At 33.7% G+C, this 25,525-nt stretch carries 18 protein-coding genes; 9 read left to right on the top strand and 9 right to left on the bottom strand.

Going from position 1 to position 25,525, the window contains the following annotated elements; genetic code table 11:
• Positions 1-31: 31 nt before the first annotated feature.
• A complete protein-coding gene (locus OQ292_RS20500; protein WP_284686298.1) occupies positions 32-3,391 on the bottom strand; it encodes a DUF2339 domain-containing protein in 3,360 nt (1,119 codons plus the stop codon).
• A 316-nt stretch (positions 3,392-3,707) separates the two neighbouring features.
• Between OQ292_RS20500 and OQ292_RS20505 the strand changes: the two genes are divergently transcribed.
• On the top strand, positions 3,708-4,937 hold the full coding sequence (locus tag OQ292_RS20505) for an alkaline phosphatase family protein (protein ID WP_284686299.1): 1,230 nt from the start codon (positions 3,708-3,710) through the stop codon (positions 4,935-4,937).
• Positions 4,938-4,985: 48 nt separating this feature from the next.
• On the opposite strand, the gene OQ292_RS20510 is transcribed toward OQ292_RS20505, so the two are convergent.
• Entirely contained in the window at positions 4,986-5,612 is a 627-nt protein-coding gene (locus OQ292_RS20510; RefSeq protein WP_284686300.1) for a helix-turn-helix transcriptional regulator, read from the bottom strand.
• Positions 5,613-5,741: 129 nt separating this feature from the next.
• Here OQ292_RS20510 and OQ292_RS20515 point away from each other — a divergent pair, with 129 nt between their 5' ends.
• Together OQ292_RS20515 and OQ292_RS20520 are read left to right on the top strand one after the other, a co-directional pair.
• On the top strand, positions 5,742-6,362 hold the full coding sequence (locus OQ292_RS20515) for a superoxide dismutase (RefSeq protein WP_284686301.1): 621 nt from the start codon (positions 5,742-5,744) through the stop codon (positions 6,360-6,362).
• Positions 6,363-6,460: 98 nt separating this feature from the next.
• Positions 6,461-7,012 carry an NADPH-dependent FMN reductase gene (locus OQ292_RS20520; protein ID WP_284686302.1) on the top strand — a complete coding sequence of 184 codons (552 nt, stop codon included), beginning with the start codon at positions 6,461-6,463 and terminating at the stop codon, positions 7,010-7,012.
• Between the two features lie 21 nt (positions 7,013-7,033).
• On the opposite strand, the gene OQ292_RS20525 is transcribed toward OQ292_RS20520, so the two are convergent.
• The 6 genes from OQ292_RS20525 to OQ292_RS20550 form a co-directional block, all read right to left on the bottom strand.
• A complete protein-coding gene (locus tag OQ292_RS20525; RefSeq protein ID WP_284686303.1) occupies positions 7,034-8,083 on the bottom strand; it encodes an alpha/beta hydrolase family protein in 1,050 nt (349 codons plus the stop codon).
• A 160-nt stretch (positions 8,084-8,243) separates the two neighbouring features.
• On the bottom strand, positions 8,244-9,362 hold the full coding sequence (locus tag OQ292_RS20530; protein ID WP_284686304.1) for an adenylate/guanylate cyclase domain-containing protein: 1,119 nt from the start codon (positions 9,360-9,362) through the stop codon (positions 8,244-8,246).
• Between the two features lie 146 nt (positions 9,363-9,508).
• Entirely contained in the window at positions 9,509-12,721 is a 3,213-nt protein-coding gene (locus OQ292_RS20535) for an efflux RND transporter permease subunit (RefSeq protein ID WP_284686305.1), read from the bottom strand.
• 25 nt (positions 12,722-12,746) lie between these two features.
• On the bottom strand, positions 12,747-13,799 hold the full coding sequence (locus OQ292_RS20540) for an efflux RND transporter periplasmic adaptor subunit (protein WP_284686306.1): 1,053 nt from the start codon (positions 13,797-13,799) through the stop codon (positions 12,747-12,749).
• A 42-nt stretch (positions 13,800-13,841) separates the two neighbouring features.
• Complete coding sequence (locus tag OQ292_RS20545) at positions 13,842-15,197, bottom strand: TolC family protein (RefSeq protein ID WP_284686307.1); 1,356 nt, start codon at positions 15,195-15,197, stop codon at positions 13,842-13,844.
• An 81-nt stretch (positions 15,198-15,278) separates the two neighbouring features.
• Positions 15,279-15,752, bottom strand: coding sequence for a GbsR/MarR family transcriptional regulator (locus OQ292_RS20550; RefSeq protein WP_284686308.1), 474 nt, complete (start codon positions 15,750-15,752; stop codon positions 15,279-15,281).
• 220 nt (positions 15,753-15,972) lie between these two features.
• Between OQ292_RS20550 and OQ292_RS20555 the strand changes: the two genes are divergently transcribed.
• The gene (locus OQ292_RS20555; RefSeq protein ID WP_284686309.1) at positions 15,973-16,974 is read left to right on the top strand and encodes a helix-turn-helix transcriptional regulator; all 1,002 of its coding nucleotides are present in this window, start codon (positions 15,973-15,975) and stop codon (positions 16,972-16,974) included.
• A 17-nt stretch (positions 16,975-16,991) separates the two neighbouring features.
• On the opposite strand, the gene OQ292_RS20560 is transcribed toward OQ292_RS20555, so the two are convergent.
• On the bottom strand, positions 16,992-18,083 hold the full coding sequence (locus tag OQ292_RS20560; RefSeq protein WP_284686310.1) for an FUSC family protein: 1,092 nt from the start codon (positions 18,081-18,083) through the stop codon (positions 16,992-16,994).
• A 345-nt stretch (positions 18,084-18,428) separates the two neighbouring features.
• Here OQ292_RS20560 and OQ292_RS20565 point away from each other — a divergent pair, with 345 nt between their 5' ends.
• The 5 genes from OQ292_RS20565 (at position 18,429) to OQ292_RS20585 (ending at position 25,335) form a co-directional block, all read left to right on the top strand.
• Complete coding sequence (locus OQ292_RS20565; RefSeq protein ID WP_284686311.1) at positions 18,429-19,325, top strand: hypothetical protein; 897 nt, start codon at positions 18,429-18,431, stop codon at positions 19,323-19,325.
• Positions 19,326-19,385: 60 nt separating this feature from the next.
• A complete protein-coding gene (locus tag OQ292_RS20570) occupies positions 19,386-19,901 on the top strand; it encodes a hypothetical protein (RefSeq protein ID WP_284686312.1) in 516 nt (171 codons plus the stop codon).
• A 169-nt stretch (positions 19,902-20,070) separates the two neighbouring features.
• Positions 20,071-22,857: a hybrid sensor histidine kinase/response regulator transcription factor gene (locus OQ292_RS20575; protein WP_284686313.1), complete on the top strand. Its 2,787-nt coding sequence runs from the start codon at positions 20,071-20,073 to the stop codon at positions 22,855-22,857.
• Between the two features lie 192 nt (positions 22,858-23,049).
• A complete protein-coding gene (locus OQ292_RS20580) occupies positions 23,050-24,408 on the top strand; it encodes a sugar porter family MFS transporter (RefSeq protein WP_284686314.1) in 1,359 nt (452 codons plus the stop codon).
• Positions 24,409-24,432: 24 nt separating this feature from the next.
• Positions 24,433-25,335: a carbohydrate kinase family protein gene (locus OQ292_RS20585; RefSeq protein ID WP_284686315.1), complete on the top strand. Its 903-nt coding sequence runs from the start codon at positions 24,433-24,435 to the stop codon at positions 25,333-25,335.
• Positions 25,336-25,525 lie beyond the last annotated feature (190 nt).

Here is a 25,525-nt window from a genome sequence, read left to right on the forward strand (position 1 = left end):
CTTTTTTTATTGAAAGAATCTAAAATCAGTTTCAACTATCAAGTTGCTTTTTCACCAAATTATCCTTCAACTTAAGGAATAAAAAGGATGAAACTAACAGCAACACTCCTACTATAATAAACACAATTACTTTTTGAATTAGCACTAAATCTTTTAAATCGAAGAAGAAAAGCTTTAGCAGTACACCAATAAATATTGGAATGTAAATCTTACTAGCAAAAGTATATTTAATATTGATTGTATGGAAAAGTAAGATAATTCCATGTGCTACCAATGTTACTGTAAGTATAGTTTGAAAGTGTGTATTAAAAGTAGCATAAATGAAACTGGTATATATAAATATCAAAAATGCCTGAACAAAAATAAAGTTGGTTTCCCAAATATTTTCAGAATTTCTGGCGATAAACATGGTCTTGCGACTGTATGCTATCCAACATAAAACTGCTCCTGCTAATAAAAATGTTAAACCTGCTAGCCATGAGTAACTTGCCGTATAGTAACAGACAAAACCACAAGCCGCTGCGATTAAACCTAAACCTAAAAAGTAAGGTCTGCCAATGTGTTTTCTAACTGGATAAATATTTTTTCTAAACTGTAGAATGAGTAAAAAGTAAAGTGAAGTTACAGCTAAAGAGAATGAAAAATCTCGCAGATAATTCATACTACCTAAAAATATAACTAGCCCCACAAAATATACATTATAGGTAAATAACCAGCCCCATTTGATGTGTTTATATCCTTTTTTTGTAAATCCTTTCTTATAAAAATGAATAGCAAATACAATGACCAAAGCAGTAAGAAATACAAAAACATTTTGGCTATATACTGCAAAATAAGTCGCCCCTAGCAATAAGATATAAAACTCTAGAACAAGCGCTTTTGTCTTAGTAATTTCGTACAACACAAATGGGAAAATTAATGAAACCCAAAATGCATAATCCAGATACTCGGGGTAGTTTCTCCTTACTCCACTTAAAAATACTATTGGAATTAATAAGTAAAAAAGCTTTCTGCTTAATGCAAATGGCAATTCGTAAATAGGATTTTTGATATAAGAAGTATTCAAGTTTTGTAGTAAGAACATAGTAGCAGCTATTTCGATCATAGCAATCTTTCCATATAATGTCTGTGCTGCAAAATGGTAAGCACCTGTAGTTTGCACTGAGTCAAAAACTGCTAAAAACAACAATCCAAAAACTAAAAAGCCAATTGTACTTGCAATACTATTCTTAAGCCATTTACCTAATAAGATATATAAAACAGCGACGCCTAAAGCAAAGTTAGCTGTATATTCTTGCATAAAATAATAGCCCACTAACACATAATCTAATACAAAGTATAAGAGTGCAAGATTGAGTATAATAGATAAATTCGCAGTTTTGTCTTTCTTAATTTTTGAATGCACCAAATATATAATTAGGAATACAAATGGAATTCCAAGAAAAGCAAAAGACGTTTGTTGGTTAAATACTTCTGCCCAACCATCAAACTTAATAGTGTAAATCACATCTGTTGAAGTGTCGTACAATACCCATCCAAAAAGACCAAGTAAAGCTAATTTACCAAAGTTCGCTTTGCGGTATTTATTAGTTAGTAATAGTAACCCGCTTAAAACTACAACTGGATAGAAGAACCATGCTTCAAAGAATATAAATAAAGGTAGTAAAATGGCCAGTGAAGAAATGATACAAGCAGCTTCGTGGTAAACTGTTATCAATATCAGTTCGGTGTTTTTTAATGTCACCTTCATCCTATCTGTCAGTATTACAAACAGATTTGTAACTACTGCCAAACCAATTACTGAGTACCAAGTAATCCAATTAAAATCTAAGTCTGGCCAATTTTGGAAGATATCGTAAACAGGTTCACCCGTTTGAACAACCGCTAATACAAATAAGAAAAATGCTTCTTTTCGCACCTTACTGCTTTTATACAAGTAACCAATGTATAAAAGCAATATCGCTTCAAGTGCCCAGAACAGGTTGATGAGCGACTTATCTAACCAAATAGCACCTGATAAAGCTACAATAGAAGCAGAAATGGTTAAATAAACCAACCAAAGTGAAGCCTCTAATTTTTTTCTTTTGAAAACGGTTAATGCAATAAAAGGCAATGCATTTATCAAATATAATAATGATAAACCATGAGAATCAACATCAAAATCGTATTGCTCAATTATGCCGAACAAGAGTACAACTACAAAACCAGCCAGCCATACAACATCTTTGGTTGGCAAAGCATCTTTTAAATGCTTAACCTCTTTAAACAACAATACATAATAAAATAGGTAAGCAAATAAGTGAAGAAATACGATTTGAACAACAGTATCAATCTGTGTATAGTCTGTCCAGAATACGCCTTCTAAAGTGAGGGTAACGGTAACAAACATCAGATTTCGAAGCATTTTCCATTGTATCTTTTGGCTCAGCCAAACTACCGAAACACTTAAAAACCATAGGTACACAAAGTAAACTAATGGGATGTTTTCTGATTGGATGAAGAATGGACAAAAGACACCACCTAGCAATGTAAGAACAGCAATTACTTTGGTTTCCATCCAAATGGCAAAACCCAATGCAAGTGCAGTGTTCAGGACTATTAATCCGTATTCCCACCAAGTTCCATAACCGGAACCAGTTTCTACACCTGCCAGATAATAAATGATCAGGTAATTAAGAATAAGTGCTAATGCGACCAGTGCAGAGCCAAATTCTTGATATAAGCTTTTCTTTTTGTATAAAAATAAGCCTAACCAGCCAAGTGCGAAGGTTGGGATAAAGCCACTTCCGATTTTTAAAGCCTGTGGTAAATTGACAAAATAAGTAGACAGGGCATATTGTAATAAAAATCCTGAACCTAGTAAAATGGCAACTATCCCTCCTACTGTCATAAAGAAAACAGGCAGCTTGTCTTCTTTTTTGTAGTGAAGGTAGATTTTACCAATAAAATCAAACAGATCGTGAAATATTGGTGAGATTGAACTGATAATAGCTGCAATTGCTTTTTCAAACTCACTTGGCCCTTTTTTTACTTTTCGCTTAGGAGGCTTAGGAACTTTAGCAACTGGTGGTGGAGGTGTAAAAAACTCTTCTTTTATTTCCTCTTTAACAGGCTCTTCTTTTGGTGTCTGCTTTTCAGTTTGCTCTTCTGCAATTGGTTCTTTTACTTCTTTTTCTACAGGTTGTTTTTCAACATTTTCCTTTGACTGTTCAACCTGTTCTTGCGGCGGTACTATTTGTTGTTTTGCAACTTCGAGCTTTTGTTCTTCAAATGGTTTTATAGGAATTTGTTCACCTAAAGCATCAAAACGCTTCTCAAAATCTCCCATTCTTTTATCAACCACCCATTTGAATTGCTCAAAATCTTTTTTAAGTTTTTCGAGTTCACTCATTTCAATTCGTTGTTAAGCTCCACTATCCTTTTAAGGCAATTTTTCATCAACATCACTTCTTTACCTAACTAAAGAATAATAGCTTTCTTACGAAAATTCTGGCATATTTGTTCTGTGAAATTGTACAATTTTAATGTGGGTTTGTATTATACGCTCATAACAACTCGCATAAGTTACATTAGAACACTAATTTTTTATATACATTTAGGAATTATTCCCCCTAGTTTAACAAATCAAGAACTGTATCGTCTGTACTTCAATATTAAGTGAGTGAAGAGTAGCTTTGGATGATAAACTCTAACTCTGATTAACAACAATGGTAAAAACAATTACTTCAATAATATTTCTACTTTGCTCATTGAGCTTAGCAGCACAAAAGAAGGATACCAAAGTAATTTTTGTAATTGCTGATGGTATTTCGGCAGACGCTTTAGAAAAAGTAGAAACGCCAAACTTAGATGCATTGGCTAAAATAGGTGGGTATTCTCACGCTTATGTTGGTGGTAAAAAAGATGGCTATTCTGAAACGCCTACTATTTCTGCTGTAGGATATAACAGCTTGCTAACTGGTACTTGGGTAAATAAACACAACGTATTTGGCAATGGCATTAAAAAACCTAACTACCACTACTGGACAATATTTAGATATGCCAAAGAACAAAAACCTGAACTAAAAACAGCCATTTATTCCACATGGTTAGATAACAGAACCAAGCTAATTGGTGAAGGACTCAAACAAACTGGCAATGTAAAAGTAGACATCGCTTTTGATGGTTACGAAAATGACACTGCCACTTTCCCTCACGATAAAGAAAGAATTTTCATCCATAATATAGATGAATTAGTAATTGAAAAAGCGGTAGAAAGTATTAAAGCAGATGCGCCAGATTTATCTTGGGTTTATTTGGAATACACAGATGACATGGGCCATAAGTTTGGAGATAGTGAGCAGTTTGAGAATGCCATTAAAATAATGGATGCGCAAATTGGAAAGCTACAAGAAGCCATGGCTTACAGAAAAGATAAGTTCGATGAAAACTGGGAAATCTATATTACTACAGACCACGGCAGAGATGTAAAAACTGGAAAAAATCACGGTGGCCAATCTGATAGAGAGCGCTCAACTTGGATTGTAACCAACTCTCAAAACTTAAATGAATATTTTAAAGAAGAAACTCCGGGTATTGTAGATATTATGCCTGCCATGATGCAAAGCTTAGGTTTAAAACCAAGTAAAGATCAGTCTTTCGAAATTGATGGAATTTCTATTACTAATCCAATTTCTGTTGCCAAAGCAGAAGCTGAGTACAAAGATGGAAACATCACACTTCGTTGGAAGTCTTACCAGCCTAAAGAGAAACTGAAAATCTATGTGAGTGTAAGCAACAAATTTGCTGAAGGTGGCATCGATGAATATCAGGTGATGAAAACAGTGAGTTCCGCTGATGAAGAAACAACATTAAATGTATCGTACATGTCTTCAAAAATTTATAAAATTGTGATTGAAGGCAAGTACAATACTACTAATACATGGATTGTATTATAAAGCCAAATGTAATTATATTTAAAGGCAGGCGATTTCGTCTGTCTTTTTTTATACTGGTGTTACTTTGTAAGTACATCTGCGAGTTCCTTTCACTATATGTTCCACTCTTTCAATCTCAACTTTATCACCTAATACTTTGCTAAAGGTATTCAATTCAGCTCTACAGAAACCTTGACAAGAAGTTGCCGCAGCACAAATCGGACAATGGTTTTCTATAAAGAAATATTCGTTTTTGTCTTTCTCCCACTCTGCCATATAGCCTTCATCAGATCGAAGTTTTACCAAAGTATCTAATTTGTGTTCTAGATCATTTGATTTTTCTACCTGCTGCAAATAATTATTGGTTGTTTTTATTTCTCTGGCCTCAATTAGTTTATCTAATGCTGCTTCTCCCAATATTTCTTTTACAGAATTTAAAAGTTGTATGGTTAAGTCTGCATGCGTATCTGGGAAATTTTTATTCCCCTCATCAGACAAACTGAACAATACTTTTGGCCTTCCAACTCCTTTTGAGAGATTTTCAGAAATTACCAAACCTTCTTCTGCCAATTTAACCAAGTGTAGCCTGGCTCCTTCGTTGGTCATATCCAGTTCTTTAGCAAGTACTGATGCAGGTTGTGCACCTTTCATCTTAAGTACCATCAATATCTGTTTTTGAGCATTATTAATTTTCATAATATCTCTATAAAAATAATATTACAAGTGAAAGCTTGTTTTATTACACGAAACTACTACATTTGTAATAACAAAACAAGGCAGTCAAAAGAAACTGCTTTTATAATGTAAACAAAAAATTTAAATATCATGGCTTTTGAATTACCGGCATTACCATATGCCTACGACGCACTAAATGAATACTTTGATGCCCAAACTATGGAAATCCACCATACAAAACACCATCAGGCTTATGTAAGCAAGCTAAACGCTGCTATCGAAGGTACTGATGCTGAGGGTAAATCATTAGACGAAATTATAAAAGAAGTAAGCAAATACGGAGCTGGTGTTCGTAACAACGGTGGCGGACATTACAATCACTCTTTATTCTGGAAAATACTTTCTGCAAGTCCTGCTTCTGCTCCTGAAGGCGATTTAAAAACTGCTATTGAGAGCAAGTGGGGTAGCTTAGATAAATTTAAAGAAGCATTTAACGCAGCTGCTGCAACTAGATTTGGTTCAGGTTGGGCTTGGTTATATGTAAAATATAATGGTAGCATAGAAATCTCTTCTACTCCTAACCAAGACAATCCTTTGATGGATGTAAATGAAACTGATCGTGGTTTCCCTATTTTAGGATTAGACGTTTGGGAACACGCTTACTACCTAAAATACCAAAACAAAAGACCTGACTATATCAATGCTTTCTGGAGTGTATTAGATTGGAAAGCAGTTGAAGAAAATTATAAAAAAGCTTTAGCCAGCATTTAATTGAAAAATTTTCAAGGTTTACAAATAGGTTTTGCCTATTGTAAACCTTGTATCCTCACAAATCTAACATACTTAACCAATTCACAGCACATAGTATCATGAAGGTATTGCTATTCAATGGTTCAATGGACAGAAACCAGTATTCGACTTCTTTTAAATTAATCGAATATTTTAAGAATATGCTGGAGACTGTAGGTATAGAAGTAATACCTTTTCATCTGAGTGAAGCAGCAATACCTTTGTTTGATCCTGCAATTACCCCTCATCCTGCATCGGTGTTAGAAATGAATAAGCTTTTCTTAGAAGCTGATGCGCATATCTGGTTTACTCCACTCTACCATGGTAGCATGACGGGTGTTATGAAAAACTGTTTAGATTGGCTAGAGCTCAGTTCCAAAGCCCCAATTCCATATTTGACCAATAAAGTGATAGGAATGGTATGCTGGGCATATGGAGAACAAGCCATGCAAGGTATAAATGCAATGGATGCTGTTGCAAAAGCATTGCGAGCATGGCCTTTACCATTTAGTGTGCCTATTACAAGAAAAGATTTGTTTGATACTACCTCTGGAGAAATATCTGAATTCCATAAAACTAAGTTTAAGTTATTAAAAGAATTGCTCATTTCTCATAAGGTTACTTTTATCTAAGCCACTGATTATAATCATCAACTAAGGATAAGTAACTCTTTTCTCACTTTCACTATATGGTTTTAAATCTCTGAGATATTTGTTAAACCAGTCCATAATTTGTGATTGAGCCTCAAATCGATTTTTATCTAAGACATGATTATCTCCTGTAAAAGTGATGAATTTATAAGGAAAGTTTAACGAGTCTAGTTTGTTACTCAATTCGTCAGCAACATCGTAGCTTACTCTCTTATCACCAGTGCCGTGTAAAATAAGTAAAGGAGTTGCACTAAGTTTTTCTGGCCAATACACGACTGACCTGTCTTTTATTAACTCATCTCGGTTTTCATAAAAGGCAGGTATAATCTCAGCATACACGTACTTCTCCATGTCTGGTCGAAGTGAAATCGTTTTATATAAATTGGCTGAGCCAGCTATAACAGCTGCAGCTTTAAAAACTTCCTTATTTTGCAAAGCTTTGTAAGTCATCATTCCTCCGCGACTGTGACCCAAAACTCCTACTCTAGAAGTATCTGCTTTTTCAACTTGAGATAATGCGGGAATTAAATTGAGGATATCGCTTACATCAGCACCGCCAAATTCTTCTTTGCCTTCGCTGCCACTATTACCTCGATAATTAGAAGCAATTACTACATAACCTTCAGCAGCATAAGGAGCCATAAACTTATTAAGTTGATTAAAGCTTAGTCTTCCAGCATCTCTATTACCACCTCGGTTATAAATGATACATGGGAAATTGCCAGCTTTTTTTGGAGTTAACATAATTCCTGTAACAATCAATCCATCACTTTTATAAGCAATTGAATAGATATTTACTTTTTCTAGTGCTTTATACCTTTTGATAAATAAACCTGCGGTGGAGAGTACTAAATGTTTTATAAATCCGACTTTCTCTTTCTTAATTATTTCTCCTTCTTTAAAGTTGCCAAATCGCTCTTTGGTCTCTTCGACACTTTCAAATTGTAATTCTTTTGATAGGGAAATGGAACTTGCTATAATGGAACCTAATATTAGTGCAGCGCTTAATAGTAAAACACTTAGTATTTTAAAAGTTAGTTTCAGTAATTTCATTAATGATCAGTTTGATAGTAAATTTTGCTGTGATTTTTTATTAAAAAAAACTTTAGCTAATTGTGATAGACAAACAGCTAAAGCTTCTTAGTACGCAAATAAATCTGTCAAGATTACTTTTTCAAACAGTTTGCATTGAATTTTATATAAGCGGTAATTATCAATGTTCTAATGCCAGCTCTGTCTGTGGATTTTCTTTTTGTCTTTTTACTGCAAAGATTTCAATTTGCTTGTTTTTGCCTTTCAGTGTCACTTCGCTAATGCTTTGCAACTTAGCTCCTTCTACAGCACCTATTAATGCGGCTACATCTCCAGATACTAAAAACAACTCTCCGATCTCATTACATTTACCTTGTATTCGAGAGGCAGTATTCAAAACATCACCATGAAATGCAATTTCTCTTTTCACATCTCCAACTTCTGTAACAGTTACTTTTCCGTAATGCACACCTGCTTTAAACTCAGGCATCAATCCATAATTTTTCACATAGTAATCTCGCTTAGATTCTAGCAAATCTATAAATGCATAATAGGCTTTAATCACATTGTTATTGATTACTCCGTTTTTCAAATTCCAAGTGAGCACTACTTCATCACCTACATATTGGTAAAATTCTGCCTTATACTTTTGCACAATGGATACATCGTGAAAACAGTCTTGCAATAACCTACTATATCTAATATGACCCAGATCTTCTGCGATGGTAGTGGACGAATTAAGATCAAGAAACATAAATATTCTGTTCTCTTCTTTCGGGTAATAGAAATCTCCACGAAGCATACGCATCAAGTTTCCCGGACCAAACTTTCGATCTACTTGCTTAAAAAAGCCAAATATAAAAGTAGCTATCAACAAGTAGATAATAAAGGATATGGATGTCCCATTGAGGAAAAAACGCTTTAAGTTACCTAAAGTAAATTGCTGGTTTGTTTCCCAAACGGTTAAGCTATAAGTAACAAAGAGTACTGCTGTAACAAAGCAGATATATAGCAAAATACCTAAGAAAATGATGTAGCCTAAACTGCCTCTATGGGCATATGTATTAAGAAAATGGGCTTCTAAATATGTGAGGACTACACCATTAAAGAATCCAATGAGTAGGACTACAGGGACTGTAAAGTTATTTATAATTTCTACATCGATGTAGTAATCTGCATCAGCATCTGTATGAAAATATCTTATAAAGCCAAACAAGGTTAATACGAGCATCCATACTATTCCTTGCTTAATAGAAAGCTTGAAAAGCGATTTGGTTGTTTGATAGTAATAATTTCCCATATTTAATGTCTTTAAAAATGATAGCCATATAAATTTTAATTAAGGTTAGTGGGTATGGGAATTTTGAGTTAGTATACTTTTGATTAAAATATACAGGGCACTATAAAAGCGCCCTGTATTGAGTAACTCCTATTCTATTTGGTTACTCATAGCTGGTTGGCTGTTTCCTTTTTGTGATTTCCATTTTCTGAGTTTATCTGGGCTAGTAACTCATCTGCTTCACTAGCCATTTCGCTCAATGGAGTTTCGTCTATTTCTATTTCTTCATGTTTATCCATCCCGAATTTAGCTAGAATTCTATCGAACACGTAGTAAATCAATGGAACTACAATTAAGGTAAGGAACATTGAACTACTCAAACCACCAATTAATACCCAACCTAGTGAGTTTTTCCATTCAGCACCTGGACCACTTGCCATCGCAATTGGCATCATACCAATTACCATCGCAATGGTGGTCATTAGAATAGGTCTGAATCTGATACGAGTAGCATGAATCAATGCATTTTTCACATCCATGCCTTTTTCTTTTAGCTGGTTAGTAAAATCAACCACAAGGATCGCGTTCTTGGCAACCAAACCAATAAGCATGATAATACCAAGAATTGAGAATATACTTAAGTTTTGTTTCGCTAATGCTAATGCGAGTAATGCACCGATAATCGCAAGCGGAATTGAGAACATAATTACAAGTGGATATACATAACTATCGTAAAGTGCCACCATAATTAGATAAACAAAGAATAATGATGCCAGCAAGGCTATACCCAAAGTACCAAATGCTTTATCTTGGTTTTCTGAGTTACCACCTAATCTGTAGCTCACACCTTCTGGCATAGTAACTTTATCCATTTTCTCTCTAATTTCTGCTGCGATTATACCTTCAGGTCTACCTAATACCTGAGAAGCAATGGTAACAGCCGCAATTCTATTTTCACGGTCAAGTCTAGTTGGTCCAACTCCTTCTTCGATATTTGCAAACTGAGATAAACGAATTACTTGACCTTTGTTATTAATAAAAGTAAGTTCTCCAATATCAGTTTTGTTTCTTCTGTCTAATTCATCTAACCTAATGTTGATCGCATACTCATACTCACCATCTCTATATTCTGCATCATCATTACCGTTAAATGCAACACGCATTCCACCACCAATTTGTTCGAGCGATAAACCAAGCGAAGCCATTTTGTCTCTGTCTATCTTTACACTAATTTCTGGTTTACCAGCTTCCACACTAGATTCAATATCAGCAGTACCATTTACACTTGCTACTACTTGCTCTACTGTTTTTGAGAACTCAAGTAGTGAATCTAATTCAGGACCTGTAATAATTACCTGTATCGGAGCTGCCTCAGCAGAACCCATAATTGATACGTTTACAGTTGTAAACTCTACGTTTGGCACATTTTGCTCTAGCTCAACTTTTAACTTTCTAGAGAAATATTTAGTAGAATAATCTCTATGTTCTTTCTCCACCAATTTTACTGTAATCTCCGCTGCATTGGCTTTATCTGTTGTTCCTAAAAACTGGTCTGTTACCTCACCAACTGTTGTAAAGTATTTAGTTACATCAGAATTCTGAGTTAGAATCTTTTCAACTTTTTGAGTTACAAAATTGGTTTGTTCGATAGTAGCATCATCTGGTAATTCTAACCTAATTAAGAACTCACCTTTATCACCACTTGTAATAAACTCACTACCAATATAGCCCATTGGCAATAAAGCCACAGAACCTACAAAAAGCACAATTACTATAATGAAAGTAACAATCTTGTTATTAAAACACCACTTTAAGATTCCAGTAAGTTCGTCGATAAATCCATCAATCAATTTTTCGAAACCAAGGATAAATCTTCCAATAAAGTTTTTGTTTGAAACATGCTCCAGTTTAGAAAAACGAGAAGATAGTAATGGAATAAGCGTGAATGCTACGAACATACTTAATAGCGTAGAAATCGCAACAACCACTGCAAACTGTCTTACGATATCTGCCACCAAACCAGTAGACATTGCCAAAGGCACAAACACAACAACAATTACCAATGTAATCGAACTAACCGTTGCACCAATCTCTCTAATACCATCGTAAGATGCCTGAACTCTATTTTTACCCATCTCCATGTGACGGTAGATATTCTCAATTACCACAATGGCATCATCCACAAGAATACCAACCACTAGTGATAAACCTAAAAGCGTCATCAAGTTTAGTGTATATCCGAACAGATACATAAAAGTAAATGTTGAGATAATTGATGCAGGTACCGCGATCATTACAATAATTGCATTTCGCAAACTGTGTAAGAAAAGTAGCATTACAACAGCCACCAATACAATCGCGATTACAAGGTCATGAATTACAGCATCTGCCGCTTCTAGTGTAAATATTGAACTATCTTGAGCAATTGAGAATTTCAGGTTGATTTTACCATAATCTTTTTCAAGATCTGCCATCGCTGCTTTTGTTAAAGCACTAACTTCTACTGCGTTTGCATCAGACTGTTTCTGAATAGCCAACATAATAGATTCTTTCGAATCAATCTTACTAATCTTTTCAGTTTCTACTTTAGTATCCTGAACTTCAGCAATATCTTTTAATCTTACTTTTCCGCCATCTTCGTTTTGGACCAACACCAAATCTTCTATCTCTTTTAAAGAGCTGAATTTTCCAGATAACCTGATAGAAACCTGTCCTTCCTGACTTTTTACTTTACCAGTCGGGAAATCTAGGTTGGAGTTATTGATCTTTTGAGTTACTTGCAAAATGGACATGTTGTAAGATTCCATTTTACTTTTATCGATATTTACACGAATCTCTCTCTCTTCACCACCAGTAAGTGCAATTTTTGCCACACCCTGAATTCTCGCTAGTGCAGGTTGAATTTTATTACTAATTAGGTCATAAAACTCAGTTGACGATAAATCTGCTTCAGCACCTACGTACATGATAGGTCTATCACTCACATTAAATTTCTCTAATGATGGCGGGTCAACATCGTCTGGTAAATCTTTTAATACTGCATCTACTTTACGTTGGGCATCTTGCAAAGCCTTATCTGGGTCTGCACTCATCACCATTTCTATAATAATAATAGAAACGTTTTCCATTGAGTAAGACTTGATTCTGTCCAAACCTTCCATAGATGCTACAGCATCTTCCAACTCTTTTGTTACTGATGTTTCTACCTCGTCTGGTGAAGCACCAGGATAAACAGTAGTTACAGTTACAATTGGTTGGGTAATATCAGGGATTAGCTCATACCCCAGATTCATATAAGATCCTACACCAAAAGTGATCAGCAATGCAAATATTACAGTCACAATGGTAGATCTCTTAATAGAGACTTTAGTTATTTGCATGAGGTTATATTTTTAATTTTTTAGATTATATAGCTGATACTTTGGTACCATCTTTTAAATTGATTTGTCCGCTTAACACCACTTTCTCTCCTTTCTTAAGACCACTTACAACCTCTACTTTATCATCGAAAACTTGTCCGATTACGATTTGTCTCACCTTAGCAGTTTCGTTTTCTACTACGAATACAGTTGCATCTTTTAAGCTACCAGAAATAGCTTTTCTTTCAAGTACTAAAGATTCTTTTGGTGCAAACTGGAAGTTAGCAATCGCATACATACCTGCTTTTAATGGTAGTTCAGCATTGTTGTTTATCACTTCAATTTCGACTCCGTACTTAAGCGTTGCATCGGCTTTTTGCGCAACTGTAACCACTTTGCCTTCAATCGTTTTACCTGGGTGTACATCTGTGCTTATCTCAACTTTTTGTCCATCTTGTATTTCTAATATATAAGACTCAGGTACTTTTACTTCCAGCTTCAATTTAGATACATCAACTATATCATACACTTTTGTACCGGGTGATAGAAATGAACCAATCTCTATATAATCTTCATGAATCACTCCATTAATAGGGCTTTTTAAATAAGTATCTTCAAGCCTTTTTTTAGTTGATTTATAATTAGCTTCAGCTTGTTTTAAACCTAACCTCGCTTCTTCTAAATCACGTTCTGTAATGGCATCTTCTTTAATCAACTTCTCAAATCTTGCTACATCTTTTTGCATTTTTTCAAATTGAGCTTCCGCAGCAATTAATTGAGATTGAATTAACTCATTATCTACTTGTAAGAGTAAAGTACCTATAGCTACTTTATCACCTTTTCTTTTATAAAGCTTAGTTACTTTACCTTGTGTTTCAGACATTAAAGTAAGCTCAGCTTTTGGTTCAAGTGTTCCGTTTATATCCACCTGACCACTAATTTTCTCTTCTTTTAATGTAGTTATAGAAACTGGTATCGACTCACTTTTCTGCTGTAAAGATGCAGCAGTTTCTTCCATCTCTGTTTTGTTATTAGAAAGGGTAAAAGCTACTATTCCTATAAGAGCAAGAACTACTACTATACCTATTATTTTTTTCATGAGATTATATATTCTGAAGATTTTGTTGAGATTTCTTAAAAATTATTCAGAGATTAATTTTAACTGACCTTTTGCTTTAATAAGATCAAGCTCAGCCATTTTGATCTTGATAACTTCTGTATTGTAACCTGTTTTGGCTTCTCTTAAAGAAGTTTCAGCATCTAATAAATCTGTAAGTGGTGAAACACCTTCTTTATACAAACTATTGGTCTGGTTATACACTTTCTCTGCTAATGTTACATTCTCCTCCTGTGCTTCTAGCGATTCCAAACTGTTAATTAATTGTGAGCTAGCAGTCTCTTGCTCTAAAGAAATATAAGATTCTGTTTTGCTAATATTTTCGGCAACAATCGACTGATTAATTTTCGACTGAGCTACTTTGTATTTTTTCTGTAGGCCATCAAAAATTGGAATGTTAAGTTGCAAACCAATTACCGCTGCACTAAACCATTTTTCAGAAAACATATCTCCAAATGAGTTTTGCTGTCCTTGAAAGTAATATCTACCATAAGCATTTAATGAAGGATAATAACCAGACTGAACATTTTTCTGATCTAGTTGGTAAAGCTCCATTTGCTTGTTTAATATCTTTATTTCAGTTCTTTGTTCCATTTCAAGATTGTTGTTTAGTAAAACCTCATCTTGATTAAAAGAAGTGATTGCTGTATTATCTAATGTCATGCTTTCATCCATTGGTTTGCCCATTAGATATTTAAGCATGTTTAACTGACTCTGTAAACCAGTAAGCAAACTATTCTTTTGAGTTTCCAAATTGGTTTTATTTACTTTCACTCTGTTATAGTCCACTTCTCTTACCAAATCGTTTTCCATTCTTACCTGCATAATTTTTAGCAGTTGGGTTAAACGCTCTAGGTTATCATCTAAAATTGTAAGTTGTTCCTGAATGTTAAGTGCATTGTAATAATTGGAAGCAACTTGATAGATAATGTCTTCGTCTGTCTTTAGCTGACTAAGCTTATAGTATTCTTTAGAAGCTCTTGATGCTTGCAAGCCGACAAAATACGACTGGCTAAATATTAACTGATTAGCTTCTACACCTGCAGTAGCTGCGTAATTTGTACCGAATTGTACAGGAATGGTTCCTTCCTCACCAAAAAACTCACCAGGAAGCATTTGAGTAGGCAATTTGATATTGTCATCAAAAGTTGCAAAACCATTAACTTGCGGAAGTCCAGTTCCTCTAATTTCTTTAATCTGATTTTCAGCTCCTTCCAGTTCTAAGTCTGCAATTTTAGCATCATGACTATTATCGATGGCGAATTGTACGCATTGTTCTAGAGTCAACTTCTCAGTCGAGTCTTGTGCAAACAAAGATGTACTAGATACCATACTAACCAGAATCATTCTTAAAAAGAATCTGATAGATATTCTCTGCATTTCTGTTTTGAGTTAAATAGTTGCGTTTTTAAGTAAAGTCGGTGTTATTGGATAAAGTGAATCGAAATTTTATTTGTAGCCTTAAGATTTTTTAGTTGATTCCCACTTTTTAAAAAGTTTTAAAAATTCTTTGTTCATAAATTCAAAATAATCGAGTGCTTCTTTAAAACTTTGACAAATCGCACTTTCTTTATTTTTCTTTTGAGCGTAAACTTCTTTTAATAAGTTGGTAAATGTACATCTCTTCTTGTGTTCTTCGTAAGCCATGTCTTTTAATACAATCTTCTTTACTTTAAAGTATCGCTTACGATCTCCAGGTTTAGTAAAGTATTCTACTTTACTGGTATTCAGCAATAGATTAAGAGCTGTACTAGTTGCACTTTTACTTAAGTGCAATGTTTCTCGTATATCATCAAAAGTTAAAGCTTCTGATTCTGATATTATTAATAGCCCTAAGATTCTACCAACTGCCGGCTGCCAACCTCTTGATTCTAGTAAGACCCCAAATTGTTCTAGAAGATCTTTCTGCTTGTCTGACAAGGTGAATTCACTCATGTACTATAATTGTGGTTAATTATGGTACAAAGTTAAGATGGTTTTTTTAGTTCTGCAAATACAGAACTAAAAAAACTTAGAAAAATATTACATGCACATGAAAAATCTTTTTTTGCTAATAAAAATGAATATCCTCATATTTGACTATCCTTATTTATAACCTTTCTAATATATTTCATCACAAAATTAATATCCGATAGCGACGCTTAACGGATTTTAAATGACGAAAAACGGATTTATGAAACTAAGAATCGCTATTGAAGGATTAGACCAGACTGTTTACGAAAATAATTACCAAGAATATCTATCTGAAAAACATGGCATAAGTGAACAAACTTTTACCGAAAATTATTATTTTGGTAAAATTCAGATGCATCACATACAATTCGAAGGTGTATACATACACTATGGTGATATGATGCTTAAAGAAAAAACCAATTTAAAAGTGAATTCAGATTTTCAGATTATAGAAATGCATTTTGCTTTTAGCGGTAGTAATACTTCATATTTTGATGATCAAAATATGAAATTTTCATTTAATAAAAATCAACATAATATAGTCTATCTTCCGCATTTTAATGGAACATTTTCTTTTGATCATGCATCAGAATACAAAATGTTTGAAGTGGGTTTATCTCTTTCTCTTTTCGAAAGACTAGCCAATTACGATAGTGCATTAATGGAAAGTATGTTTTTGGCGATTGAGCAACAAAAGTCTTCTTTTATGAGAAAAAACAACTTACCTATTACACCTCAAATGCATTTTATTATAGAAGAGGTTATTAATTGCAACCGTACTGGTTTTACTAAAAGACTATTTATTGAAGCCAAGATAATTGAATTATTTATGCTTCAACTAGAGCAATTCGAGATGTATGAGAAACCTCAGAACTCATCTCTAAAAAACGATGATATAGATAAAATTTACGAAGCAAAAACCATTTTAGAAAATAACTTGGAAACGCCACTTTCATTAATGGAGTTATCCAGAACAGTTGGGATTAACGATTTTAAACTTAAAAAAGGCTTTAAAGAAGTTTTTGGCAATACAGTTTTCGGATACTTAAATGACCTTAAGATGAATCGCGCTCAACTTCTACTTTTAAATAACGATTTGTCTGTATCAGAAATAGCTCGATTAACCGGTTATAAAAACCCAACACATTTTACTGCCGCATTCAAAAAGAAATTTGGCGTTTTACCAGGCTCATTAAAAAAATAGATTTTCCTAAAAAAAACTTATTTCATTTTCTTAATAGCAATCTTAGTTTTTTGGATTTGCTTATTGGCTGCCGATCTCAACTGCTCATGGTGCACAAACCAACCTCCTATTGCACCTAGCACACTGCCAATTACTGTATCTATAAATCTGGCCATCACCAACTCGTCTGGATCAGATAAACTTCCATTCGCAGCTTCATTCAGTAAAATAGTAAGTGGCGTGATAAAAATAACAGCCAATGCATAATGCCTAGTAACAAGTATTTCAACAACAAACTGAAGTACCATAATGCCAATGCATATATTAAGAGCAGAAGTTTTAAATGAGAGTACGACAAAACATAAACCCAAACCTAAGAATGTACCAATGATACGATGGAAACTTCTTTGCCAGATCATTTGTAAACTTACACCCTGCATCACAGCAATACTAGAAATGGTGATCCAATAAGGGTTTTGTACTTTTAGTAAATGTCCAGTTAACAAAGACAAGAACATAAAGAAACCGACAATTCCAGATTCAATTAAATTGGCATACCTGTATTTGCTTCCAGTTCCAGAGCTTGGCGGAATGGCTTTAGGCGGATATTTTTTGATTATTAAAATACTGTATATCAAGCCAAGTACACAGGCCAACATGGTTCCAATAGAAACCAATCCTATCTTTAATGGTATTGAAGCTAAATCGAAAGGCATGCAACTAGCCAAAGATGCCACCATTATAAAAAAGAAACTTCGAGGCGGAGCTAGGTTAAAATAATTAACCAACCAGTACACACCCATTGAAAACAAGCCGAATGTAATAGACGAAATTATTGGATTAAAACTGAAACAAATACCAATAGTAAATGAAAGCATAAAACCAAATGAGCAAGAAAATAGGGTAATTAATCTATGTGCCAAAGGTGTTGATGGCATATACAAAATAACCAAACCAGATAAACAAGCCAATGCACCATATTGTAAATTACCAAGATAATAGCCAGCAAAAAGTGGAAAACCTACACAAAATGAAGCCAGCACCAGAATTGTCCAAAGTCGTTCTGTTTGGTTAAGTGTAAATAGCGATTTCAATTCATCTTTCAGAATATGCTTTAGCGAGTTGCCCATTTTATTTGTTCCTTGTAATCTTCACGTTTCAATTTAAATAATAAGCTTGTTTAAACAAGATATATTTTTGTATGTACACCAAATAAAAATTTATAACCTGATTATCTGATAGTTACAAAAATTTCATTTATGTGTAGCAACATTTCTTCAACATCTTTCGAAATAGTATTTGATTGCACTCCACAAGCTGCAAAACTACATTAAATAGCTAGTACGCTGAAAGTCTATTTGGACTAAGAAATGAGGTAAGTATTAATTTTTTCATAAAAAATCTCATTTGCTTAATCTCTCCACCAAAAGATCTAAAGCTCGACATTTTTTAAAATAACTTGTATCAAAAGTAGTATGAAACCATTATGTAAAATTACTATTGGCCTACTTATTATTGCCAATATCTTTGCATGCGAAGAAGATGATGTAAACGTAAATCCACCAGTAGAACAGCAAATCGTTGTTCAGTTTGGTGAAAATGAAACGGTGTCAGAGAATGTAGAATCAAAAGAAATCACCATTAAATTAAGCAAACCTGCAGCTATTGCTGGCGAAATTATTCTTAAGGTAATTGCAGAAGATAATGAAACATTTCAAACTATACCTGAAGTGATAGATGATGAGCTTAAAATTACTGTAGCAAAAGATGCAAACAATGCTACTTTCAACTTCTTACCCAATAACAACTCAATATTAGAAGCTAATAAAGATATTCAGTTTAAACTGCTGCAAGTTTCAAGTGGCTTTGATATTGGTAATAAAGATAGCCTCACTGTTACAATTATAGAAGATGAAGATGCTTCATACATTAGCTTTGTAGATTCACTCACAAGTATAACAGAAAACAACACAGTGAGAACCAGCATTAAATTGGCACTTACTTCATCAGCTCCAGCAGAATGTTCAGTTACAATCCAGTTGAGTAATTGGGAAAATGCTAAATTCACAACAGATCCTGCTTTTAATGAAAATGGTCAAATTATTCTCCCAGTTGTATTAGGAACATCAAACTTGAGCTTCGATATTTTGCCTACTAATAACAATGTATTAAACGGGCATTTTGAATTCAATGCTTCCATAGTTGCCGTTTCAGGAGCAATATTAAAGGGAGCTAAGATTAAGACTTTCATAAATATTTTAGACGATGAATTAATCGGCAAAGCAAAATCTTATGAATCTGCTGGTGGCAATTGGAAATCGAGAAAAATCTTTGTCTATGATGAAAATGGCAAAATTGAAAAAGTGAATTAGGAAACAGAAACTCCCTATTTAAGTACTGGTACAGATACTTATTATTACGCTGAAAATGGCTTGATAGAAAGAGTAAATCACTACCCAAATAATGATGATTACTATTATCAAGAAGGTGGTAGAATAGTTAAGTCTGAAACTATTAAAAATGGTGAGGTAACTGAATACTCTGAGTTTGATTACGATTATGCAGGCAATCTTGGCGCTAAAGCAATTTATTACTTACAAGAAGACGGTGAGTTTAAACTAGTTTTTATTTTTATTTACTTATACTACACAGATGGCAATTTGTATAAGCAGCTCACTTATATTCCTCAAGAAACCGAAGACGATTATTTATTAATTTCTACCCAAACTTACGAGACTTACAGCGATAAAATTAATCCATTCCCGACCTACGAAATTATTCCGGGAATATCGACTCAAAAGCAATTACCAAACAGCTATAGAGTAGAAGAAAATGGATATGATTTACTTTATAATTTCACCTATAGTTTTGATGAAAATGGCACAGTAAAAAGTAGAACTGCTAGTTCAGGCAATTCATCAGAATCTACAGTTTACGCTTATTACTAATATGTTAATCAATCTCTACAGGGATTTTCCTGTAGAGATTTCGATTTTAAACTGCATAATTCTCAGAAGAAATAGGCAAGAAAACAGCAGTTTAAAAACCAGTTGGTTTAAATGAGATGCTATTCTTTATTTTTTTGTAAATTCATTACTACAAATATGAAATGGAAAAATGAACAGAGCAGCTGGTTTAATTAATTATTACCTATACCAATGGTTTCTTATTACGCTAATATTAACTTCATGTACAGAAAGTACTAATGATATAAAATATAGAATTGGTTTTTCTCAATGTACCGATGCAGATCAATGGCGAAGGGTAATGCATGAAGAAATGCAAAGAGAAATAGCATTCCATCCAGAAGTTGAGTTGATTATTAAGAATGCAGCAAACAGCAGTAATAAACAAATTCAACAAATTAAAGACCTTCTAGAAGAAGACATCGATCTTTTAATTGTCTCTCCAAATGAGGCAGCACCCATCACTCCCATTATCGAAGAAATTTACCGGAGAGGTATTCCAGTAATTGTGATTGACCGAAAAATTTCTTCAAGCTCTTATACAAGTTATGTGGGTGCAAATAATTACGAAATAGGTTCACTCGCAGGGAAATATGCAGCAGAACTGCTCAATGGAAAAGGTAAAATTATAGAAATTACTGGCTTAAAAGGCTCAACTCCCGCAATTGAAAGACATAATGGTTTTACTCAATCTTTAAAGAATTATCCAAACATAGAAATTGTAAAAGAGGTTGAAGGCAAATGGGAGATTGATACAGTTAAACAAGTTTTTCCTGCAATATTAGATACCATCCAACAAGCTAATTTGGTTTTTGCTCACAACGATATAATGGGTTTAGGTGCATACGAAATCAGCAAACAAATTGGTAGGGAAAATGATATAAAATTTATTGGGATAGATGGATTAGCTGGTTCAAATGCAGGCTTACAATTCGTTAATGATGGTATTCTCGATGCTACTTTTACCTACCCTACAGGTGGAGAATTATCTATTAATATAGCTTTAGATTTACTCAATGGCAAAACAGTTTCTAAAGAAAACATCTTGCAAACCACTTTAATAAATAATGGAAACATTAAAGTGATGAAACTGCAATCTGATAAAATTGTAGAGCAACAAAAAGATATTTTAAGGCAAACCGCACTAATCGAAAGCCAAAAGGAATTATATCAAAACCAAAAAATACTCATGTATATATTGTTGGCGAGTCTTAGTTGCTCTCTTGGTTTTGGTGCATATATCTTGTATTCACTCAAAGAAAAACAACAAACTTTTAAAAAGTTAAAAGCCAAAAACAAAGAAATTACCAAACAGCGAAATCAAATAGAAAAGATGGCATTAAAAGCCGAAGAAGCCACTCAAGCCAAGTTGAAGTTTTTTACCAACATTTCTCATGAGTTTAGAACTCCACTAACTTTAATAATGGCTGCTGTTGAAGAACTGAAAGAACTATCTCAGCATTATACATCACAACAAAATAAAGATTTGAACCTCATCAATCGAAATGCAGCCAGACTGCTGCGTTTGATTAACCAATTAATGGATTTTAGAAAAATTGAAAACAGCAAAATGCAAGTTTATGCCACTAAGCATAACATCGTGAAATTCATTAAAGAGATTATGGTTGAGTTTGAAAACTTAGCTAATAAAAATAAAATAGACTTTCATTTAACTACTAATACCAACCAACTAAATATTTGGTTCGACAGCGGCATGCTTGATAAAGTGTTATTCAATTTGCTTTCAAATGCATTTAAATTTACTCGAGATGGCGATTTTATTAGAATAGGAATAGAAGAAAGAATTCTTGAAAATAAAGTATTGCTCGTAGTTGAAGACAGTGGAAGTGGCATGACACCCGAACATGTAAAATTTGCCTTTGATAGATTTTACAAAGGAAATAATTATGAAACTTTTGGCACCGGACTAGGGCTTGCTCTTTCGAAAGAAATGATAAAACTGCATCATGGCAATCTTGATGTCTCTAGTGAAATGGGAAAAGGAACACGCTTCGAGATTGAATTACAATTAGGTAAAAATCATTTCTCAACAGAGCAACTTTCAAACAGTGAAGACAAAGATTTTAAGCACACCGAAATAAAATTTTTTCTTGAAAACTTAAATTTAAAATCTCAAAAAGAAAAAACTATTGACAATAGCCAAAGTAAAAATATCTCTATTTTAATAATTGAAGACAATGATGAATTAAGAAACATTTTAAGCGAAAAGTTGAAAAAAGAATACGAAGTTTTTGAAGCTTCAAATGGAAAAACTGGCTTAGATAAGGCTTATGATAAAATACCCGATCTAATTATTAGTGATGTGATGCTTCCTAAAATGGATGGTTTAAAAATTACAAAGACATTAAAAGAAGATATTAAAACTTCTCATATTCCCATCATCTTACTTACATCTAAAAACTCAGTCGAACAAAAAATAGAAGGCATACAAACTGGTGCTGATGCATATATTATCAAACCATTCAACTTTAAGTTTTTAGAAGAAAGTATCAAGAATATTCTCAAAAACAGAGATGCACTTAAAAAGAGATATTCTCACGAATTGCCATTAAAAGAATCTAGCACAAATGGTAATAGCTTAGATAAAAAGTTTATCAATAGTTTTAAAATTAAAGTTGAAGAAAACATTAGTAATGCATCATACAGTGCAAATGAAATTGCTGATGAATTGGGTTTGTCTAGAGTACAGCTTTACCGAAAAATAAAAGCATTGTTAGGTGTCGGCATTAATGATTATATAAAATCTATAAGATTGAAAAAAGCAAAGATACTTATGTTAGAATCTGATTTAACAATTTCTGAAATTGCATACGAAGTTGGCTTCTCATCTCCTGCTTATTTTTCAACTGCTTTCAAAACGAAGTATAAACTCTCTCCATCAGATTTTCTAAAAAAAGAACACTCTTCTAAAAGCTGAAACAAATTCGAAAGTATTGATACAAAATTGAAAGTATACATTTTTAATCTTAAGCAAAAATAATACTTAATAAGTTAATAATCAGTCACTTAAAATAAATAATCTACTTTTGAAACATATTCGAAACTATTTGAAACTACAGTGCATCTGATTGGTAATTGGTAATACTAACTTTGGTTAAGTCTAATAAATATGAATATGAAAAATCAAAAAGTATTACTATGGTCTGTAGCTGTTGCGTTAGGAGGCTTTTTATTTGGGTTTGATACTGCGGTAATATCTGGAGCAGAAAAAACAATACAACAGGTATGGCAACTTACAGCCTTTGAACACGGACTTACAGTTTCTATAGCATTAATAGGTACAGTTATAGGTGCTATGTTTGGAGGTATTCCTTCTGATAAATTAGGTAGGAGAAAAACACTTTTTTGGATTGCCGTTTTATATTTAATATCAGCTTTAGGTTCTGCCCTTGCATTTGACTGGTATTCATTTCTCGCTTTTCGCTTTTTAGGAGGTTTAGGAGTCGGTGCTTCTTCTGTAACAGCACCCATGTATATTTCAGAAATATCTCCAGCCAAAAACAGAGGTAAGCTTGTAGCACTTTTTCAATTCAATATTGTATTTGGAATCTTAATAGCTTATTTCTCTAATTATATAATAGGAAGTGGTGCAAACGGAGCTTGGCGTTGGATGCTAGGAATAGAGTCTGTACCAGCTTTAGCATTTCTCATTTCACTTTTGTTTGTACCTGAAAGTCCACGTTGGCTAATTGTAAAAAAGGGTATGGTTGATGGAGCAAGAAAAACCCTGAAAATTATCGATGAAGATACTGCTGATGAACAATTACAAGCAATATTAGATTGTCATCATAGAGATTTGCATTCAAAAGAAGAGAAGTTCTTCTCTAGAAAATATTCTTTCCCAATAATGCTTGCAGTACTGTTTGCCACCTTCAACCAAGTTTCTGGTATCAATGCCATTATATATTACGCACCCAGAATATTTGAAATGACAGGTTTAGGCACTGATTCTGCCCTACTATCAACTGCTGGTATTGGTGCTGTAAACTTCATATTTACGCTTATCGGTCTAAACTTAATAGATCGTTATGGGAGAAAAAAATTAATGTATGTGGGTTCAGTAGGACTCATTATAACACTTGGTTTGGTCGCTCATGCATTCTATACCAAAACTTTTGGTATAGCTGTACCAATTTATTTATTTGCTTTTATCGCATTCTTTGCTTTTTCACAAGGAGCTGTAATATGGGTATTTATTTCAGAAATATTCCCGAATCAGGTGAGAGCCCACGGTCAATCACTTGGTAGCTTTACTCATTGGTTTTTTGCAGCGCTCATTGCTTTTACTTTTCCTTACATAGCAGATACGCTCGGAGGAGCAAATACATTTCTTATATTTTCATTCATGATGGTACTGCAACTACTCTTTGTATGGAAACTTATGCCTGAAACTAAAGGCAAATCTTTGGAACAACTTGAAGAAGGTTTTGCCGAAGAAAAAATTCCAGCAGGTGTAATTGCAGAATAGTTTTTTTAACCTAATTATTTATAAATGAAAAACAATGCTCTAAACAAAAAGGCAGTTTGTTTCGGTGAAGTTTTATGGGACATCACACCCGAAGGTAGAACACCCGGAGGTGCCCCCATGAATGTAGCAGCTCACCTACAGAACCTTGGTGTTGATGTTACTCTAATTAGTAGAATTGGTTCTGACAAACTGGGTAGTGAACTTGAAAGTTACTTGAAAAATAAATATGTAAATACCCAATTTATTCAGCGTGATGAATTCCATAGCACTTGTAAAGTACAAGCAGATACAAGTGATAAAGAAAATGTAAAATACATTTTTGATACTCCAACTGCTTGGGATTTTATAGAAGTAACCGAAAGGAATAAGCAGCTAGTAAAAGAAGCAGATGTATTTGTTTTTGGTAGTTTGGCAAGCCGTGACGATCATTCACGTAAAGCACTTTTAGAGTTTCTCGATATTGCTAAATACAAAGTATTTGATGTTAATTTTCGCAGTCCTTTTTATGAAAAGGAATATGTGAAATTATTTCTAGGTAAATGTAATTTGGCAAAAATGAATGAAGATGAGCTAGAGGTTATTTGCAGATGGTTTAATTTTTACGGAACCGAAGAAGAGCAGCTTAGGTATCTAAGAAGAAAATTTAAACTGGAAAGTATTTGTCTCACAAAAGGTGCAGAAGGAGCTTGGCTGTTAGAAGGTGAGAATTTGTACAAACAAGATGGTTTTCCAATTGAAGTGGTAGATACAATTGGTGCTGGTGACTCTTTTCTGGCCACCTATATTACTATGTGGATGCAAGATAAAGATCCAGAAGCAAGGCTAACAAATGCATGTGCTGTTGGTGCTGTTGTTTCAGCATTTAAAGGTGCCAACCCTAAAATTAAAGTGGATGATATATTTACAATAATGGCTCAATATACCTAGATAAACACTCAACCAAATGACAACCTTTTCCGTGCGAGTGCTTAATCATTTTAGCCTAACAATATTAGTTTTAAGTAAAAAAATAGATTAATTTAAGAAGAGAAAATCACTAATCAATCTGGCTACTATCAAATACTAACATCCTAATAAAAGGAAACTACGAATAAACACTGAAAGAAAATTTGAAATT

The sequence above is a fragment of the Chondrinema litorale genome (assembly GCF_026250525.1).
GTDB lineage: Bacteria > Bacteroidota > Bacteroidia > Cytophagales > Flammeovirgaceae > Chondrinema > Chondrinema litorale.

Excerpts from the sequence above, each read along its gene's own strand:
- OQ292_RS20500 (WP_284686298.1), bottom strand. The coding sequence starts at position 3,391 with ATGAGTGAACTCGAAAAACTTAAAAAAGATTTTGAGCAATTCAAATGG.
- OQ292_RS20510 (WP_284686300.1), bottom strand. The coding sequence starts at position 5,612 with ATGAAAATTAATAATGCTCAAAAACAGATATTGATGGTACTTAAGATG.
- OQ292_RS20520 (WP_284686302.1), top strand. The coding sequence starts at position 6,461 with ATGAAGGTATTGCTATTCAATGGTTCAATGGACAGAAACCAGTATTCG.
- OQ292_RS20555 (WP_284686309.1), top strand. The coding sequence starts at position 15,973 with ATGACGAAAAACGGATTTATGAAACTAAGAATCGCTATTGAAGGATTA.
- OQ292_RS20580 (WP_284686314.1), top strand. The coding sequence starts at position 23,050 with ATGAATATGAAAAATCAAAAAGTATTACTATGGTCTGTAGCTGTTGCG.
- OQ292_RS20535 (WP_284686305.1), bottom strand. The coding sequence starts at position 12,721 with ATGCAAATAACTAAAGTCTCTATTAAGAGATCTACCATTGTGACTGTA.
- OQ292_RS20540 (WP_284686306.1), bottom strand. The coding sequence starts at position 13,799 with ATGAAAAAAATAATAGGTATAGTAGTAGTTCTTGCTCTTATAGGAATA.
- OQ292_RS20550 (WP_284686308.1), bottom strand. The coding sequence starts at position 15,752 with ATGAGTGAATTCACCTTGTCAGACAAGCAGAAAGATCTTCTAGAACAA.
- OQ292_RS20525 (WP_284686303.1), bottom strand. The coding sequence starts at position 8,083 with ATGAAATTACTGAAACTAACTTTTAAAATACTAAGTGTTTTACTATTA.
- OQ292_RS20560 (WP_284686310.1), bottom strand. The coding sequence starts at position 18,083 with ATGGGCAACTCGCTAAAGCATATTCTGAAAGATGAATTGAAATCGCTA.
- OQ292_RS20565 (WP_284686311.1), top strand. The coding sequence starts at position 18,429 with ATGAAACCATTATGTAAAATTACTATTGGCCTACTTATTATTGCCAAT.
- OQ292_RS20585 (WP_284686315.1), top strand. The coding sequence starts at position 24,433 with ATGAAAAACAATGCTCTAAACAAAAAGGCAGTTTGTTTCGGTGAAGTT.
- OQ292_RS20515 (WP_284686301.1), top strand. The coding sequence starts at position 5,742 with ATGGCTTTTGAATTACCGGCATTACCATATGCCTACGACGCACTAAAT.
- OQ292_RS20545 (WP_284686307.1), bottom strand. The coding sequence starts at position 15,197 with ATGCAGAGAATATCTATCAGATTCTTTTTAAGAATGATTCTGGTTAGT.
- OQ292_RS20505 (WP_284686299.1), top strand. The coding sequence starts at position 3,708 with ATGGTAAAAACAATTACTTCAATAATATTTCTACTTTGCTCATTGAGC.
- OQ292_RS20575 (WP_284686313.1), top strand. The coding sequence starts at position 20,071 with ATGAACAGAGCAGCTGGTTTAATTAATTATTACCTATACCAATGGTTT.
- OQ292_RS20530 (WP_284686304.1), bottom strand. The coding sequence starts at position 9,362 with ATGGGAAATTATTACTATCAAACAACCAAATCGCTTTTCAAGCTTTCT.